Genomic DNA, 16,310 nt, shown 5'->3' on the forward strand with positions numbered 1-16,310 from the left:
GCAAGCTGCAAATAAAAGCAGAAGCAAAAGCTAAACCGCTTTGCTTGGAGCTTGCAGCTTGCAGTCTGCGGCTCGCTGCTTGCCCGCTGCCCTTCCCCCCACACGGAGAGAACATGTCGCACAACGTCATCCTGGTGCTGCTCGATGGCCTCAACTACCAGGTCGCCCACCACGCCATGGGCCATCTGCATGCCTATGTCGAAGCCGATCGGGCCGCGCTGTATCGGGTCGAATGCGAGCTGCCGTCGCTGTCGCGCCCGCTCTACGAATGCATCCTCACCGGGGTGCCGCCAATCGACAGCGGGATCGTGCATAACAACATCAACCGCCTGTCCAACCAGCGCAGCGTGTTTCACTATGCCCGCGAGGCCAACCTGGGCACGGCGGCGGCGGCGTATCACTGGATGAGCGAGCTGTACAACCGCTCCCCTTTCAACGCCCAGCGCGACCGGCATACCCATGCACCCAAGCTGCCCATCCAGCACGGGCTGTTCTACTGGGACGATCGCTACCCCGACTCGCACCTGCTGGCCGATGGCGAATACCTGCGCCGACGCCATGCGCCGAACTTTCTCCTGGTGCACCCCATGAGCATCGACGACAGCGGGCACCGTCACGGGTTGGACAGCAGCCAGTATCGCAACGCGGCGCGCAGTGTCGACATCCTCCTGGCCGACTACCTGCCAGGCTGGCTGGAAGAAGGCTACCAGGTGCTGGTGACCGCCGACCACGGCATGAACAACGATCGCTCGCACAATGGCCTGCTGGCCGAGGAACGCGAGGTGCCGCTGTTCGTCTTCGGTGAGGCCTTCAGCCTCGATCCGGCGGCCAAACCGTTGCAGACCGAACTGTGCGGCACGATCTGCGAGCTGCTCGGCGCCGCCCACGACAAGAGCGTATGCCGGGAGCTGCTCAAGTGAGTACGGGTAGCCGTAGGCGTTACCGGGCCCTGCTTTGCCTGCTGCCGTTCGCGGTGTTCTTCATCATCTTCCAGATCGCCCCGCTGGCCTGGGTGGCGGTCAACAGCCTGCAGTCGGAAGCGGGCTGGGGCGTGGCCAACTTCAGTCGGGTGTTCGCCTCCAAATTCTATCTGCAGGCATTGCAGCGCAGCCTGGAGATCAGTTTCTGGTCGAGCCTGTTCGGCATCGTCATCGCAACGCTGGGTGCCTATTCCCTGCGCCAGGTCGACTCCAGGCTGCGCGACTTCGTCAGTGCATTCGCCAACATGACCAGCAATTTTGCCGGTGTGCCGCTGGCGTTCGCCTTCATCATCCTGCTCGGTTTCAACGGTGCGCTCACCCTGCTGCTCAAGCAGATCGGCCTGCTCGAGGACTTCAGCATCTATTCCAAGAGCGGCCTGATCCTGGTGTACACCTACTTCCAGATTCCCTTGGGCGTTTTGCTGCTCTACCCGGCCTTCGATGCGCTGCGCGAGGACTGGCGCGAGTCGGCGGCGCTGCTGGGGGCCAATCACTGGCAGTACTGGCGGCACATCGGCCTGCCGGTGCTGACCCCGGCCCTGCTCGGCACCTTCGTCATCCTGCTGGCCAACGCCCTGGGCGCCTACGCCACCGTATACGCACTGACCACCGGCAACTTCAACGTGCTGCCGATCCGCATCGCCGGGCTGGTGGCCGGCGACATCAGCCTCGATCCGAACCTGGCCAGCGCCCTGGCCATGGTGCTGGTCGGCCTGATGACGCTGGTCACCGTGGCCCATCAGTGGTTGCTGAAAAGGAGCTACCATGCGCGCTGAAAGAACCGCTGGCGGGCTCTATCACCGGTTGGTGGTGTACCTGCTGTTTCTGATCCTGCTGCTGCCGCTGGCAGGTACCCTGCTCTATTCGCTGGCCACCAGCTGGTCGGCCAGCCTGCTGCCCAGCGGACTGACCTTCAAGTGGTACATCGCGCTGTGGAGCGAGCCGCGTTTCCTGGCGGCGTTCGGCCAATCGCTGCTGGTGTGCGTGGGCGCGCTACTGCTGTCGGTGGTGCTGATCCTGCCGCTGTTGTTCGTTGTGCACTACCACTTCCCGCGCCTGGACGCGTTGATGAACATCCTGATCCTGCTGCCGTTCGCCGTGCCGCCGGTGGTGTCCTCGGTCGGCCTGCTGCAGCTCTATGGCAGCGGCCCGATGGCCATGGTCGGCACCCCGTGGATCCTGATCGGCTGCTACTTCACCATCGCCCTGCCGTTCATGTACCGCGCGATCACCAACAACTTGCAGGCGATCAATCTGCGCGACCTGATGGACGCCGCCCAACTGCTCGGCGCCAGCACTTGGCAGGCGGCCGTGCTGGTGGTGCTGCCGAACCTGCGCAAGGGCCTGATGGTGGCGTTACTGCTGTCGTTCTCGTTCCTGTTCGGTGAGTTCGTGTTCGCCAACCTGCTGGTGGGCACGCGCTACGAAACCCTGCAGGTGTACCTGAACAACATGCGCAACAGCAGCGGCCACTTCAACAGCGCGCTGGTGATCTCGTATTTCGCCTTCGTGCTGGTGCTGACCTGGGTCGCCAACCGCTTGAACAAGGACAAACCCTGAGATGAGCTTCGTCAGCGTACAGAACCTGCAAAAAAGCTACGCCGCCAGCAGCGTGTTCGAGAACATCGACTGCCAGATCGAGCGCGGCGAGTTCGTCACCCTGCTCGGCCCTTCCGGCTGCGGCAAGTCGACGCTGCTGCGCTGCATCGCCGGGTTGACCCCGGTGGATGCTGGCAAGATTCTCCTCGACGGTCAGGACATCGTGCCGCTGAGCCCGCAAAAGCGTGGCATCGGCATGGTGTTCCAGAGCTACGCGCTGTTTCCCAACATGACCGTGGAGCAGAACGTCGCCTTCGGCCTGCGCATGCAGAAGGTCAAGGGCAGCGAAAGCCAGGCGCGGGTGCGCGAAGCGCTGGCGCTGGTGGAACTGGGCAGCTTCGCCGCGCGCTATCCGCATCAGCTCTCTGGCGGGCAGTGCCAACGGGTAGCGTTGGCCCGCTCGCTGGTGACCCGCCCACGCCTGCTGCTGCTCGACGAACCTCTGTCGGCGCTCGATGCACGCATCCGCAAGCACCTGCGCGAACAGATCCGCGCGATCCAGCGCGAGCTGGGCTTGACCACCATCTTCGTCACCCATGACCAGGAAGAGGCGCTGACCCTGTCGGACCGCATCTTCCTGATGAACCAGGGCCGCATCGTCCAGAGCGGTGATGCCGAAACCCTCTATACCGCGCCCGTGGACCTGTTCGCCGCAGGTTTCATCGGCAACTACAACCTGCTCGATGCCGACAGCGCCAGCCGGGTGTTGCAGCGCCCTGTGACCAGCCGCCTGGCCATCCGCCCCGAGTCGATCAGCCTGGGGCTCATCGGTGAACTGGATGCCGTGGTGCGCAGTCACAGCCTGCTCGGCAACGTCATTCGCTACCGCGTACAGGTACGCGAGGTGGAGCTGGTGGTCGACGTGCTCAATCGCTCGCCCTCGGACCTGCATGCCGACGGCCAACGGGTATCCTTGTCGATCGACCCCACGGCGCTGCGCGAAGTGGCCTAAGGAGAAGCAAGACGATGGCATTGGCAATTTTCGATCTGGACGAAACCCTCATCAACGGTGACTGCGCATCGCTGTGGAGTGAGCAGATGGCCCGGCTGGGCTGGGTCGATGGCAAGGAATTCCTGCGCCGCGACCATGCAATGATGGAGGCGTACGGCAAGGGCCATTTGCAGATGGAGGCCTACATGGACTTCAGCCTGGAACCGATCGCCGGGCGCACCCTGGAAGAGATCGAGCACCTGGTCGAGCCGTGGGTGGAAGAGGTGATCGAGCCGATCATCTACGGCGACGCCTGTCGTTGCATCGCCGAGCACCGCCAGCGTGGCGATCGCATCCTGATCATTTCTGCCTCTGGGGCCCACCTTGTAGGGCCGATTGCGGCGCGCCTGGGGGTCGACGAATACTTGGCCATCGAGCTCGAGGCGGTCAATGGCGTCTTCACCGGCAAGACCCACGGTGTGCTGACCTACCGCGAGGGCAAGATCACGCGCTTGCTGGAGTGGCTGGATCAGGAGCAGGAGAACCTGGAAGGGGCGAGTTTCTACTCCGACTCGCGCAATGACCTGCCGTTGTTGTTGAAGGTGGATCACCCCTATGCGGTGAACCCGGACCCGACCCTGCGCGAGCATGCCGAGCGCAACGGCTGGCCGATCCTCGACTGGTCCTGAGCGCACCGTGCACGGCCACCGGCAGCGCCTGACCCAGTGGATTCGGCGCTCCGGCTTGCCCGCGAAGGGTGTTGCGCAGCGTTACGTAAGACTCGGGTCGATCACCAGCACCAGCTTGCCGGACACCTGATTGCTCTCAAGCTCCGCATACGCCGCCTGGGCGAATTCGACCGGGTAGGTATCGACCAGCTGGGGTGACAGCCGGCCTTCGCTGAACAGCGGCCAGACCTGCTGCTGCAGGTCGCGCAGCAGTTCCGCCTTGAAGCTGTCGTCGCGGTTGCGCAGGGTGGAGCCAGTGATCTCCAGGCGCTTGCCCAGCACTTGGGCAAGGTCCAGCTCGAACGTGCGCCCACCCATCAGCCCAATGATCACCCAGCGTCCATCGCGGGCCAGCAGCTTCAGGTTGAGCTCGCCGTAGCTGGCCCCGACCGGATCGAGAATCACGTCGAACGGCCCAATGGCGTCCAGCGCATCGAGGTTCTGGTTGCGCACCACACCCCCGGCAGCGCCCAGGGCCTGACAGTAATCCAGGCGCTCCTGGGAGCCGACGCTGACCCACACCGGGCTGCCGAACGCCTTGCATAGCTGGATGGCTGCCGAGCCGACACCGCTGGCACCGGCATGCACCAGGACCTTTTCCCCGGCCTTGACCGCGCCCAGCTGGAAGATGTTCAACCAGGCCGTGGCGTACACCTCCGGAATGGCCGCCGCTTCGTGCAGGCTCAAGCCCTCGGGCACCGGCAGTACATGGCCCGCATCGACCACCACTTGCTCGGCCATGGCGCCGCTTGCCAGCAGCGCGCAGACTCGGTCGCCGACGCGCCAGGCGGCGCCAGCACCCACCTCTTCGATCACCCCCGCGCATTCCAGGCCCATGTACGGGCTGGCGCCTGGCGGCGGTGGATACAGACCCTTCATCTGCAACAGATCAGCCCGGTTGAGGCCCGCAGCGGCCACCCGAATGCGTACCTGCCCCGCATCACACGCCGGGCGCTCGGCCTCGACCCAGGCCACATGTCCGTCAACGCCTTGCAATGCCTTCACAGTGCCTCCATAGTTGAATCACATGACTGAGCCTGGGGAGCCCGCTCCCCAGGCTTTTTGCAGTATTTGCCCGGATCCGATGGAACCGGCGAACGGAAAAGACGGCCTACTATGCGTGATCAATTGCCCCCACGTCGAATCAGCATGAAGCATTTCCTACCCAGCACCGCCCTCGCCTTGATGATCGGCCTGGGCAGCCTTACGCTCGGCGGCAATGCGGCGGCCGCCAACAAGTGGGACAGCCTGCAGCCGGACCGCGACGAAATCGTCGCCAGCCTCAATGTGGTGGAACTGCTCAAGCGTCACCACTACAGCAAGCCGCCCCTCGATGACGCCCGTTCGGTAATCATCTACGACAGCTATATCAAGCTGCTCGACCCGGCCCGCAGCTATTTCACCGCAGCCGACATCGCCGAGTTCGACAAGTGGAAGACGCAGTTCGACGACTTCCTCAAAAGTGGCAATCTCGACCCTGGCTTCACCATCTACAAACGCTACCTCGATCGGGTCAAGCAGCGCCTGGACTTCGCCTTGGCAGAGCTGGGCAAAGGGGTCGACAAGATCGACTTTACCACCCAGGAAACCTTGCTGATCGACCGCAAGGATGCGCCGTGGTTGAAAGACCAGGCCGCGCTGGATGAGCTGTGGCGCAAACGCGTCAAGGATGAAGTGCTACGCCAGAAGATCGCCGGCAAAGAACCCAAGCAGATCCAGGAAACCCTGACCAAGCGCTACAAGAACCAACTGGCGCGCCTGGACCAGACCCGCGCCGAGGACATCTTCCAGGCCTACATCAACACCTTCGCCCAGTCCTACGACCCGCACACCAACTACCTGTCGCCCGACAACGCCGAAAACTTCGACATCAACATGAGCCTGTCGCTCGAAGGTATCGGTGCGGTGCTGCAAAGCGATAACGACCAGGTCAAGATCGTGCGCCTGGTGCCGGCAGGTCCGGCGGCCAAGACCAAGCAGGTTGCGCCGGCCGACAAGATCATCGGCGTGGCCCAGGGCAACAAGGAAATGGTCGACGTGGTCGGCTGGCGCCTGGATGAAGTGGTCAAGCTGATTCGCGGGCCTAAAGGCTCGGTCGTGCGCCTGGAAGTGATCCCGGCCAGCAACGCGCCGAGTGATCAGACCAGCAAGATCGTCTCGATCACCCGCGAGGCGGTCAAGCTCGAAGAGCAGGCGGCGAAAAAGTCGGTGCTCAAGCTCAAGCAGGACGGGCGTGACTACAAGCTCGGCATCATCGAGATCCCGGCCTTCTATCTTGACTTCAAGGCTTACCGTGCCGGTGATCCGGAGTACAAGAGCACCACGCGCGACGTGAAGAAACTGCTCACCGAGCTGCAGAAGGAAAAAGTCGACGGCGTGGTCATCGACCTGCGCAACAACGGTGGCGGCTCGCTGCAAGAGGCCACGGAGCTGACCAGCCTGTTCATCGAGAAAGGCCCGACCGTACTGGTGCGCAACAGCGATGGCCGCGTCGACGTGCTCGAAGACGAAAACCCTGGTGCCTTCTACAAAGGCCCCCTGGCGTTGCTGGTCAACCGCCTGTCCGCGTCGGCCTCGGAGATCTTCGCCGGCGCCATGCAGGATTACCACCGCGCCTTGATCATCGGCGGCCAGACCTTCGGCAAGGGCACCGTGCAGACCATCCAGCCACTTAACCATGGCGAGTTGAAGCTGACCCTGGCCAAGTTCTACCGGGTTTCCGGGCAGAGCACCCAGCACCAGGGCGTGTTGCCGGACATCGACTACCCGTCGATCATCGACACCAAGGAAATCGGCGAAAGCGCCCTGCCCGAGGCGATGCCGTGGGACACCATTCGCCCTGTGGTCAAGCCTGCGTCCGATCCGTTCAAGCCATACCTGGCGCAGCTCAAGGCGCAGCACGAAGCACGCAGCGACAAGGATGCCGAGTTCACCTACATCCGTGACCGCCTGGCGCTGACCCAGAAGCTGATGAACGAGAAGACCGTCAGCCTCAATGAGCAAGAGCGCCGCGCACGCCACGATGAGATCGAGGCCAAGCAACTGGCGCTGGAAAATACCCGGCGCAAGGCCAAGGGTGAAGAGCCGCTCAAGGAACTGAAAAAAGAAGACGAGGATGCGCTGCCAAGCGAAGATGAAAACACCAAGCCCGAAGACGACGCCTACCTGTCGGAAACCGGTCGCATCCTGATCGACTACCTCAGCGCGAGCACCAAGGTCGCCAAGAAATAACCCGTGACCCCACCGCGAGCCTGAGGGCCCCTACGAAAACGCCCGGTGCAAAACACCGGGCGTTTTTCATGGGCCAGACAAACGTGCGCTCAAACCGCTTCGGGATAGCTGTACTCGAACACGCGCACCACCTCCGAGGCATGCCATGAGGCTGCTTCCATGCCGTCGACCGGACCGGAAAAACGCCCGAGCCGCTCCACGCATTCAAAAAAACCGGTGCGTGGCAGGCGACTGGCGCCCTGGCTGATAACCAGCGAGCTGCGCAGCGGCTGCTCGGCACGGGCATCGAGCAGGGCCAGGTACTCCAGCGCCGCGGTCAGGGTCTGCATGGCTGGGCTGGGCAACTGCAGGCGCTCGATCAGCGCACGGTAGGTGAGCAGATGGCGTTGACGGCGGGCCAGGTCGAGCTCGTCCAGCAGGTTTTGCCAATGCTGTCGGCTGATCCTGACCTGACTCATGACGCCTCGCTCCAACCGGCCACGCCCAGGTGCCAGGCCAATGCACGACGGATCGCCGCGTCCGGCTCGCGCTCGCCGGATTCGATCATGGCCAGGTACGCCGGACTGACGCCGACGTTGCGCGCCAACTGTTCCGGTGCGATACCCTTGGCCTCGCGCAGCTGTGCAACTTCGCTGAACGCTGGCAGTTGCGCGCGTGTCGGTGCCTGCTCCTGCTCCGCTGCCCCGGCTTCGGCCGGCGCCTGTCCGGCCGCCTTGAGCAGAGCCTGGTATTGCGCCCAGGGCACGACGGCGTACTCGGGTTGACCGTCGCGGCTGATGACCTGAATACCCATAAAACCCCCTCACGTAGGATCACGACATGTAATCCATAGGCATAATCCTTATGCCAATTATATGTCCAACCACGCAAGTGTGTGAGGATCAGGCTGGTTTCACTGTGTATTGCGCTCCAGCAACAGGGCTTGCGGGGTCGCCGGCAAGCGCTCGACCACGCGCAGACGCTCAGGCGCCTGGCTGTCACGCCAGGCTTTGAAGCGCGCCAGTTCATCGCCTACGGTCTTGAGCACCCAGCCGAGTACGGCGATGTCGTCAAGAAAGCCAACGCCCAGAATCCAGTCGGGAATGGCATCGATAGGGCTGACGAAGTACAGCAGCCCGGCGACGATGGTCACCAACGCCTTGGGGCTGATCGCACGGTATTCGCCACGCCACCACGCCAGGCACAACGACTGCAGCAACTTCACGTCATCGCGCAGTTGGCCGAGCTTCGGGCCCTTGCGGGCAACCGCGAACAGCAGCGCTGGCAACCGCCCACGGCTGAGCAGGCGTTCAGCCAAAGGCAAGAAGCGGGCAAAATTCCAAGGTGCGCTCATACGGCCTCCAGCGGCGAAAAGGTTATCCACATTTATTGTGGATAACCTTGTGAACAGGGTGAAGTTTCTGACGCCAGGCGCCTATAAGGCAAGGCTCGCGGTCAGATCGGGCGTTTTTTACACAGTATTTACAGCCACGCAAACGATTTGCCGCGCAGCCTGGCAGCGCCAGCACGCTGTCTTTGCTCCGACAATACCCACCGCCCGTGGTTCGCAGGCAGTGCCGCAGAAACGACAACGCCCCGTCGAGACGGGGCGTTGAGACGACGCTTGCGCTTACTGCTGGGCAGGCGCGTCTGCAGGCGCTTGCGCCTCTGGTGCTGCAGCCTCAGGCGCTTCACCGCCCTGCAGCTGCGCAGGATCTTTGATGGCGATCAGCTCAAGGTCGAACACCAGAACCGAGTTGGCCGGGATCAGCGGGCTCGGGCTCTGGGCACCGTAGGCCAGTTCAGCCGGGATGAACAGCTTGTACTTCTCGCCAACGTGCATCAGCTGCAGGCCTTCGACCCAGCCAGGAATGACGCCGCTGACGGGCAGATCGATTGGGCTGCCGCGCTCGACCGAGCTGTCGAACACCTTGCCGTCGATGAGCTTGCCTTCGTAATGAACGGTGACTACGTCGGTAGGCTTGGGCTGCGGGCCATCGGCCTTCTTCACCACTTGGTACTGCAGGCCGGAGGCGGTGGTGACCACGCCTGGCTTCTTGGCATTTTCCTCGAGGAATTTCTTGCCGGCGCTGGCCGCTTCTTCGCTGGCTTTGGTCAGGCGTTCCTCGGCGCGCTTCTGCAGGGCGGTGAAGGCTTCGACCAGCTCTTCATCCTTGATGCGCTGTTCCTTCTTGCCAACGGCATCTTCGATGCCGAGGGCGACGGCTTTGGAATCAAGGTCGTCCATGCCTTCCTGAGCCAGGCTCTTGCCCATGTTCAGGCCGATACCGTAGGAGGCTTTCTGTGCCGGAGTTTTCAGCTCGGGGCTGCTGGTCTGTTGATCACAGCCAGCCAGTACCAGGCCTACCAGGGCAACCGCAGCCGCCAGACGATGTTGTTTCATGCTATTTCCTTGTTCATGCGCCATGAGGGCAATCAGGGTAAGCCGCGAGCTTAGCAGCGGCCATCACCAATGGCTACCGGCATAGGAGCGGCTTTTGGTAAGGAAGTTCAGTAGGTGAAAGCTTGTTCATGCGCAGGCCGGCTGCACCCCTGAAGCGTTTCAGGGGTAGCGGCTTTCGCGGTACTCGGTCGCCACTTCGCGCAGCACCTCGCTGACCCACTGGGCAGGCACACTGTGTGGCAACGCCGCATTTCGGCAGACGCCAACCGAGCCACCCGGCTCACGCACGCCCAGGTCGAGTTCGACCAACTCTCCCCGGCGCAAATCCAGCAGCACGGCATCGCGCGGCGCCACCCACAGGGCATCGCTGCTCAACAGGTAACGCCGGCTCAATGCCAGCGAAAGGGTTTCCAGGCGCTGGGCCGGCAGTTCGATCGCGCACTGCACGAACAGGCTGTCAGCGTGTTGGCGAATGGTGGTGCCTGGCGGCGGCAGCACCAACGGGTACGCGGCAACCGCCTGCCGCGGCACCGGAGTGCTGGCCAGCAACGGGTGAGCGGGGCGCACCACCACCGCCATCGATTCGCTGTACAGGTGCTCGAAGGACAGGCCCTGAATCTGCGGGCTGTCGGTCATGCGCCCAACCACCAGTTCCAGTTCGCCCAGGTGCAACTGCCCCAGCAACTGCGCGCTGACCCCGGTCACCACGCTGACCACCAGCGCTTCATGGCGTTGGTGCAAGCGGCACAGCACCTCAGGCATCAACAACCCCTCGACCGTCGACAACACGCCGATGCGCACCTGCGAGGGCGCCCGGGCCTGGCTGCGCAGGCTGCTCACGCCATCGCGCAGCGCCTGCACGCTGGGCCCGGCATAACGCATGAAGCGGGTGCCGGCTGCGGTCAACTCGACGCCCTGGCGACTGCGCGCGAACAGCCGCGTCTCGAGCAGATCTTCGAGTTCCTTGAGGGTCTTGGAAATCGCCGGCTGACTGATCGCCAAGGTATCGGCAGCCTTGGCCAGGCTGCCTTGCCGGGCAATCTCCAGGAAACACAGCAGGTGGCGGTACTTGATACGGGTGTCGAGGTTCATGCCGCCAAGCTTAACGCATCGCCACCTGCGGCGTATCCGGGTCGCGCTGCTGGCGTCGGAACTGCCCTGGCGGCAGGCCGTGAATCTGGCGAAAACGCCTGGAAAAATACGCCTCGTCGGCGAATCCGCACAGCCGCGCCACCTCCCCCACCGGGCGGCTGCCATTGAGCAGGTAGTTGCGCGCGGTATGCATGCGCCGCTCCAGCACCAGTTCGCTGAAACTCTTGCCGATTTCCTTGCGCAGCCAGTGGGTCAGGTAACTGGGTGACAGGTAGGTGGCGGCCGCGACTTTCTGCAGGCTCAGGTCAGGGTCGTCGATATGCCGCCGCAGGTAGTCGCTCATGCGCCCCAATGCAGCCCGCCGGCTGAGCTGCGCGGCGTTGCTTTCGGCGAGTTCGCGCAGGGGCTCGGCGTACAAGCCACAGACCTGGCCAATCAGTTGCAAGAGCAAGCCCTTGAGAATTTCCCGGGTGCCAAAACGGCGGTTGGCGTCCAGCTCGCGCATGCGCGCGAGGATCCGCTGGACCTCGGCGAACGCGTCGCTGTCCAGGCAGAAATCCAGATGCTCCTGAAAGCGAAACGGCGACAGTTCCGGCGCCTGCAGGATCGACACCTCCTCCAGGTCCATCGGATCGCAGCTCAGGTGCGGCAGGAGGAACGTCTGGGAGAAGTTGATCACCACGAAGTCGCTGTGCGGCGGATGCGGGATCACATGCAGCCGATGGGGCAGGATGAACGCCAGGGTGTTGCGCCTGAACGGGCGCTGCACGCTGCCAATGTGCTGCACCGTATCGCCACCGAGGTTGATCTGGATCTGGAAGTACTCGTGACGGTGAGGTGCCGTTTCGGCGGGACGACCACGCTGGTCGCGGATATAGAAGTCCATCAGCTCGCTGCGCTGCTGCATGACGTAGGTCGGGACCTCGCGCTTGGGGGGCATGGGCAATCTCCGGTATGCAGGCTCTAGGTTGTACGATGTCGAAACTCTGTAATTTAACCCCGTCTGCAAAAACTGACGCAAGCCTAATTCGTGGCGAAGCCTCTAGCACGGCGTATTGCGCCTATAAACATATAAAAACCCTCGCCAGCGAATGTTTTGGACAGCGCAGCGCAACATGGCCCGCTGTGGAGAAAACGGTCTAAACCGGCCATTGCATTCACAACGTTGTACGACCACTTTAGAGGCGGGACTGCAGCCCTACCTCTACCAACAACAACAAACGAGGTCGACTCATGTCGAGCACGCCTACCCCCCGCGCCGCGTCGTCGTACGCGCTGGACGCGGCCCCTGCCCAGCGCCTGCCCACCCGCCGGCGCTGGTTCATGCTGTCGCTGCTGCTGGTGGCGACCATCATCAACTACGTCGACCGGGTGAACATCTCCATCGCAGCGCCGTTCATGGCCAAGGACCTGGGCTTGGACAAGGTCGAGATGGGCCTGATCTTCTCCGCGTTCGCCTGGACGTATGCCCTGGCCTTGGTGCCTGCCGGCTTCATCGCCGACCGCTTCGGTTCGCGGCTGACCTATGGCGTCTCGCTGATCAGCTGGTCGGCGGTGACCGTGGCCCAGGGCCTGGCCAGCGGCTTCGCCTCGCTGTTCGGCCTGCGCCTGGCGGTGGGCGCCATGGAAGCGCCGGCGTTTCCGGCCAACAGCCGTGCGGTGACCGTGTGGTTCCCTGCCCGCGAGCGCGGCATGGCCAGCAGCATCTATGTGTGCGGGCAGTACCTGGGCACCGCGCTGTTCACTGGCGCCCTGCTGTGGCTGGCCACCACCTATGACTGGCGCCATGTGTTCTACAGCACCGGGATCGTCGGCATCGTGTTCGGCGTGGTGTGGCTGTTCCTCTACCGCGATCCGCTCAATTGCAAGAAAGTCAGCAAGGAAGAACTGGCCTACATCGAAAATGGCGGCGGCCTGGTCAAGAGCAGCCAGGAGCGCACCCGCTTCGATTGGCGGCAGGTGGCCGAGCTGTTCCGCTATCGGCAGGTCTGGGCGATTTGCCTGGGCAAATTCGCCAGCACCTCGGCGCTGTATTTCTTTCTTACCTGGTTCCCGACCTACCTGATCGAAGAGCGTCAGCTGACCCTGATCAAGGTCGGCATCTTCGCGGTGATGCCGTTCATTGGCGCCACCGTGGGCATTCTGCTGGCAGGGATCGTTTCGGACTTGCTGATCCGCAAGGGCTACACGCTGTCGTTCGCGCGCAAGTTGCCGCTGGTGGTGGGTTCGATGCTGGGCATGTCGATCGTGCTGGTGAACTTCACCGACTCCAATGTGCTGTGCATCGCCATCCTGACCCTGGCCTTCTTCGCCCAAGGGATCGCGTCGTCGTCGTGGGCGGCGGTCTCGGAGGTGGCACCCAAGCAACTGATCGGCCTGACCGGGGGGGTGACCAGCCTGGCGGCCAACATCGGCGGCATCGTCACCCCGATCGTGATCGGCGCCATCGTGCATGCCAGTGGTTCGTTCGCCATGGCGTTCTGGTTCATCGGTGGCGTGGCGCTGATGGGCACGCTGTCGTACTCGTTGTTGCTCGGCAAGCTGTACCGGATCGAGCTCAAAAACGCAGCGTAGGCGGTGCAATCGGCCAGTGCAGGTTACCCGGATAGTCCAAGCCCACCCCGCATTCGTCCAACTTTGCCGGCCAGCGGCTGTTTACGCTGGCCACTCCACTTCGGAGGATCGAGTCATGACCTACCTGTTCAATCCGCCCGCGATCGTCAGCCTGCCCATTCTTGGCAGCGCCGCGCGCTTTCCCGTCGGCCGGGTGTTCTGCCTGGGGCGCAATTACCCCTGGCCGCAAGCCTACGGCCCGGCGCCACAGGAGCCAGTGTTCTTCATGAAGCCGGCGAGCAACGTAGTGCACGCCCAGGGCGAGCTGCCCTACCCAGCGCACAGCGACGAGTTCTGCCATGAAATCGAACTGGTCGCAGCGATTGCCACAGGCGGGGCCAACATTGCCGCCGAGCAGGCCCTGACGCATGTGTTCGGCTTCGCCGTCGGCCTGGACCTGACCTGTCGCGATCACCAGCGCAAAGCCAAGGCCGAGGGCTTGCCATGGGAGTCGGCCAAGGTATTCGAGGCCTCGGCGCCGATGACCGCGATCGTGCCGGCCAGCGACTGTCCATGGCCGTTGCAGGGCTCGCTGTGGTTGCAGGTCAATGGCCAGGAGCGCCAGCGTGCCGAGCTCAGCCAGCAGACCTGGGCGTTGGCCGAAGTGATCAGCCGCTTGTCGCGGCAACTGCCGCTGCGTCCCGGTGACCTGATCATGACCGGCAGCCCACCTGGCGTGGCGCCGCTCAAGCCTGGCGATGCGATTCACGCCGGCATCGACGCTATCGGCGAATTGCACGTGCACATCGGCCCCCGCCCCGCCGCGCAAGCCGCCAATGCCGCCTGACTCCCTGGAGCTTTCATGAACCCGAACAAGAAAATCGCCTTGATCACCGGTGCTGGCAGCGGCATCGGTCGCGCCGTCGCCTTGGGCCTGTTGGCCGACGGTTTCTCTCTGGTGCTCGCCGGGCGGCGCCTGGAGCCTTTGCAAGCGCTGGCCGAACAGGCCATCGCAGCGGGTGGCGAAGCGCTTGCCGTGCCCACCGACGTGCGTGACGAACAGAGTGTCGCGCAGCTGTTCGCCACGATCGAGGAGGTGCATGGCCGTCTCGACCTGATCTTCAACAACGCTGGGGTGAATGCGCCCGCCGTGCCGGTCGACGAACTGGCCTTGGAGCATTGGCGCAACGTCATGGCCACCAACGTCGATGGCGTGTACCTGTGCGCGCGCGCCGCCTTTGGCCTGATGCGCCGCCAGCAGCCGCAGGGTGGACGCATCATCAACAACGGCTCGATCTCGGCGCACACCCCCCGCCCGTTCACTGCCCCGTACACCGCGAGCAAGCACGCGGTGCTGGGCCTGACCAAGGCGCTGGCGCTCGACGGCCGCGCGTTCAACATCGTGTGCAGCCAGGTGGACATCGGCAATGCCCTGACCGAGCTGTCCGAACGCATGACCCGTGGAGTGCGCCAGGCCAATGGCGAGATCGCCGCCGAACCAATGCTCGATGTGCGCCACGTGGCCGACGCCGTGCGCTACATCGCCGCGCTGCCGCTGGACGCCAACGTACTCAACATGACCGTGATGGCCAGCAACATGCCGTTCGTAGGCCGTGGCTGACCGCTATTTACGAGGAATCGATCGATGAAACCGCACATCCTGCAACTGAGCCCTATCCTCATCCCGCACATCCGCGAGCGCCTGGAAAGCCTGTTCACGGTGCACCGCTACTTCGAGCAAGCCGACAAAGAGGCCTACGTCAGCGAGCACGCCGCGCACATCCGTGGCGTGGTCACCGGTGGCCATACCGGCATCAGCCAAGACTTGATGGCGCGCCTGCCGAAGCTGGAAGTGGTAGCCGTCAATGGCGTGGGCACCGATGCAGTGGACCTGGCCTATGCGCGCGACCGCGGGATCCAGGTCACCGCCACCATCGGCGCGCTCACCGAAGATGTCGCTGACCTGGCCATGGGCCTGCTGATCAGCGTCTGCCGGGGCATCTGCAGCGGCGACCGCTTCGTTCGTGCCGGCCTTTGGGCGACCAGCCCGACGCCCCTGGCGCCGCTACCACTGGCGCGGCAAGTGTCGGGCATGCGTGTGGGCATCGTCGGCATGGGCCGGGTCGGCCGCGCCGTGGCCCAGCGCGCAGCAGCGTTCGGGTGCCCGATTCACTACACCGACCTGCAGGCGCTGGAGGTGCCCTACACCTTCGAAGCGGACTTGCTGCAACTGGCCAGGGATTGCGATGCGTTGATCTTGGCGGCCGCCGCCGACAAAGGCGAGGCGCTGGTGACCCGCGAGGTGCTGCAAGCGCTTGGGCCTGAGGGTTACCTGATCAATATCGCGCGCGGCAAGCTGGTCGATGAGCCGGCGTTGCTCGCCGCCTTGCAAGCCGGGGAAATCGCTGGCGCGGCACTGGACGTGTTTGCCGATGAGCCGCGCGCGCCCGAGGCGCTGTTCGAGCGTGAGGACGTGGTGTTGCAACCGCATCGGGCCAGCGCCACGCTGCAGACCCGCACGCGCATGGGCGAGATGGTGGTGGCCAGCCTGGTCGATGTGTTTGCCGGGAAAACACCTCAAGGCCTGGTGCGGTGATGGACGAAAGGAAAGCTCCTACATCAGTTTAGGAAGGGCCAAACTGCCCGGAGAATGGGTTCCTTGGTAGCGTCGCAGCTTCAGTTGCAACGCTAACCGATGGGGCGGAAGGCGGCTAGGGCCGGCGTTCCGCCCGAGGTCCGCCCATGAACATCTCCGAACGCATCGCCATCGCCGTGGCCGAGTCTTCCCTGCCCTTGCACCGCTGCAAGGCCTG

Annotated in this window: 17 protein-coding genes; 10 read left to right on the forward strand and 7 right to left on the reverse strand. The window is 63.7% G+C overall.

Annotated elements, in window-relative coordinates:
* Positions 1-113: 113 nt before the first annotated feature.
* From FS665_RS19700 to FS665_RS19720, 5 genes are read left to right on the forward strand one after another with little or no spacing between them, the layout of a single operon-like run.
* Positions 114-920, forward strand: a complete 807-nt coding sequence (locus FS665_RS19700; protein ID WP_145192299.1) for an alkaline phosphatase family protein — start codon at positions 114-116, stop codon at positions 918-920.
* Entirely contained in the window at positions 917-1,756 is an 840-nt protein-coding gene (locus FS665_RS19705) for an ABC transporter permease subunit (protein ID WP_145192302.1), read from the forward strand. Before FS665_RS19700 ends, FS665_RS19705 begins: the two co-directional genes overlap by 4 nt.
* On the forward strand, positions 1,746-2,540 hold the full coding sequence (locus FS665_RS19710; protein ID WP_145192305.1) for an ABC transporter permease: 795 nt from the start codon (positions 1,746-1,748) through the stop codon (positions 2,538-2,540). Before FS665_RS19705 ends, FS665_RS19710 begins: the two co-directional genes overlap by 11 nt.
* Before the next feature lies 1 nt (position 2,541).
* Entirely contained in the window at positions 2,542-3,531 is a 990-nt protein-coding gene (locus tag FS665_RS19715) for an ABC transporter ATP-binding protein (RefSeq protein ID WP_145192308.1), read from the forward strand.
* 14 nt (positions 3,532-3,545) lie between these two features.
* The gene (locus FS665_RS19720) at positions 3,546-4,199 is read left to right on the forward strand and encodes an HAD family phosphatase (protein ID WP_145192311.1); all 654 of its coding nucleotides are present in this window, start codon (positions 3,546-3,548) and stop codon (positions 4,197-4,199) included.
* Positions 4,200-4,280: 81 nt separating this feature from the next.
* Here FS665_RS19720 and FS665_RS19725 read toward each other — a convergent pair whose 3' ends face one another.
* Complete coding sequence (locus FS665_RS19725) at positions 4,281-5,243, reverse strand: NAD(P)H-quinone oxidoreductase (RefSeq protein ID WP_145192314.1); 963 nt, start codon at positions 5,241-5,243, stop codon at positions 4,281-4,283.
* Positions 5,244-5,387: 144 nt separating this feature from the next.
* Here FS665_RS19725 and FS665_RS19730 point away from each other — a divergent pair, with 144 nt between their 5' ends.
* Positions 5,388-7,469, forward strand: coding sequence for a carboxy terminal-processing peptidase (locus tag FS665_RS19730; protein WP_178108376.1), 2,082 nt, complete (start codon positions 5,388-5,390; stop codon positions 7,467-7,469).
* A gap of 89 nt (positions 7,470-7,558) precedes the next feature.
* On the opposite strand, the gene FS665_RS19735 is transcribed toward FS665_RS19730, so the two are convergent.
* The 6 genes from FS665_RS19735 to FS665_RS19760 all read right to left on the reverse strand — a co-directional run bounded on the left by FS665_RS19735 (position 7,559) and on the right by FS665_RS19760 (position 11,884).
* Positions 7,559-7,927: a hypothetical protein gene (locus FS665_RS19735; RefSeq protein ID WP_145192320.1), complete on the reverse strand. Its 369-nt coding sequence runs from the start codon at positions 7,925-7,927 to the stop codon at positions 7,559-7,561.
* The gene (locus FS665_RS19740; RefSeq protein ID WP_145192323.1) at positions 7,924-8,262 is read right to left on the reverse strand and encodes a helix-turn-helix transcriptional regulator; all 339 of its coding nucleotides are present in this window, start codon (positions 8,260-8,262) and stop codon (positions 7,924-7,926) included. Before FS665_RS19740 ends, FS665_RS19735 begins: the two co-directional genes overlap by 4 nt.
* 99 nt (positions 8,263-8,361) lie before the next feature.
* Positions 8,362-8,802: a YkvA family protein gene (locus FS665_RS19745; RefSeq protein ID WP_145192327.1), complete on the reverse strand. Its 441-nt coding sequence runs from the start codon at positions 8,800-8,802 to the stop codon at positions 8,362-8,364.
* A gap of 276 nt (positions 8,803-9,078) precedes the next feature.
* Entirely contained in the window at positions 9,079-9,852 is a 774-nt protein-coding gene (locus tag FS665_RS19750) for an FKBP-type peptidyl-prolyl cis-trans isomerase (protein WP_145192330.1), read from the reverse strand.
* Positions 9,853-10,011: 159 nt separating this feature from the next.
* The gene (gene pcaQ, locus FS665_RS19755; protein ID WP_145192333.1) at positions 10,012-10,944 is read right to left on the reverse strand and encodes a pca operon transcription factor PcaQ; all 933 of its coding nucleotides are present in this window, start codon (positions 10,942-10,944) and stop codon (positions 10,012-10,014) included.
* A gap of 10 nt (positions 10,945-10,954) precedes the next feature.
* Entirely contained in the window at positions 10,955-11,884 is a 930-nt protein-coding gene (locus tag FS665_RS19760) for a helix-turn-helix transcriptional regulator (RefSeq protein ID WP_145192337.1), read from the reverse strand.
* A 293-nt stretch (positions 11,885-12,177) separates the two neighbouring features.
* Here FS665_RS19760 and FS665_RS19765 point away from each other — a divergent pair, with 293 nt between their 5' ends.
* From FS665_RS19765 to FS665_RS19780, 4 genes are all read left to right on the forward strand, one after another.
* Positions 12,178-13,518: an MFS transporter gene (locus FS665_RS19765; protein WP_145192340.1), complete on the forward strand. Its 1,341-nt coding sequence runs from the start codon at positions 12,178-12,180 to the stop codon at positions 13,516-13,518.
* Between the two features lie 115 nt (positions 13,519-13,633).
* The gene (locus FS665_RS19770; protein WP_145192343.1) at positions 13,634-14,344 is read left to right on the forward strand and encodes a fumarylacetoacetate hydrolase family protein; all 711 of its coding nucleotides are present in this window, start codon (positions 13,634-13,636) and stop codon (positions 14,342-14,344) included.
* 15 nt (positions 14,345-14,359) lie between these two features.
* The gene (locus FS665_RS19775) at positions 14,360-15,118 is read left to right on the forward strand and encodes an SDR family oxidoreductase (RefSeq protein WP_145192346.1); all 759 of its coding nucleotides are present in this window, start codon (positions 14,360-14,362) and stop codon (positions 15,116-15,118) included.
* A 24-nt stretch (positions 15,119-15,142) separates the two neighbouring features.
* A complete protein-coding gene (locus tag FS665_RS19780) occupies positions 15,143-16,093 on the forward strand; it encodes a 2-hydroxyacid dehydrogenase (protein ID WP_145192349.1) in 951 nt (316 codons plus the stop codon).
* The last annotated feature ends 217 nt before the right edge of the window (positions 16,094-16,310 follow it).

This window comes from Pseudomonas sp. URMO17WK12:I11 (assembly GCF_007677725.1).
Classification (GTDB): Bacteria; Pseudomonadota; Gammaproteobacteria; order Pseudomonadales; family Pseudomonadaceae; genus Aquipseudomonas.

Bases quoted from the DNA above. Each gene is read 5' to 3' on its own strand.
- FS665_RS19735 (WP_145192320.1), bottom strand. From the start codon at position 7,927: ATGAGTCAGGTCAGGATCAGCCGACAGCATTGGCAAAACCTGCTGGAC.
- FS665_RS19765 (WP_145192340.1), top strand. From the start codon at position 12,178: ATGTCGAGCACGCCTACCCCCCGCGCCGCGTCGTCGTACGCGCTGGAC.
- FS665_RS19710 (WP_145192305.1), top strand. From the start codon at position 1,746: ATGCGCGCTGAAAGAACCGCTGGCGGGCTCTATCACCGGTTGGTGGTG.
- FS665_RS19700 (WP_145192299.1), top strand. From the start codon at position 114: ATGTCGCACAACGTCATCCTGGTGCTGCTCGATGGCCTCAACTACCAG.
- FS665_RS19780 (WP_145192349.1), top strand. From the start codon at position 15,143: ATGAAACCGCACATCCTGCAACTGAGCCCTATCCTCATCCCGCACATC.
- FS665_RS19720 (WP_145192311.1), top strand. From the start codon at position 3,546: ATGGCATTGGCAATTTTCGATCTGGACGAAACCCTCATCAACGGTGAC.
- pcaQ (WP_145192333.1), bottom strand. From the start codon at position 10,944: ATGAACCTCGACACCCGTATCAAGTACCGCCACCTGCTGTGTTTCCTG.
- FS665_RS19760 (WP_145192337.1), bottom strand. From the start codon at position 11,884: ATGCCCCCCAAGCGCGAGGTCCCGACCTACGTCATGCAGCAGCGCAGC.
- FS665_RS19715 (WP_145192308.1), top strand. From the start codon at position 2,542: ATGAGCTTCGTCAGCGTACAGAACCTGCAAAAAAGCTACGCCGCCAGC.
- FS665_RS19770 (WP_145192343.1), top strand. From the start codon at position 13,634: ATGACCTACCTGTTCAATCCGCCCGCGATCGTCAGCCTGCCCATTCTT.
- FS665_RS19730 (WP_178108376.1), top strand. From the start codon at position 5,388: ATGAAGCATTTCCTACCCAGCACCGCCCTCGCCTTGATGATCGGCCTG.
- FS665_RS19745 (WP_145192327.1), bottom strand. From the start codon at position 8,802: ATGAGCGCACCTTGGAATTTTGCCCGCTTCTTGCCTTTGGCTGAACGC.
- FS665_RS19740 (WP_145192323.1), bottom strand. From the start codon at position 8,262: ATGGGTATTCAGGTCATCAGCCGCGACGGTCAACCCGAGTACGCCGTC.
- FS665_RS19775 (WP_145192346.1), top strand. From the start codon at position 14,360: ATGAACCCGAACAAGAAAATCGCCTTGATCACCGGTGCTGGCAGCGGC.
- FS665_RS19750 (WP_145192330.1), bottom strand. From the start codon at position 9,852: ATGAAACAACATCGTCTGGCGGCTGCGGTTGCCCTGGTAGGCCTGGTA.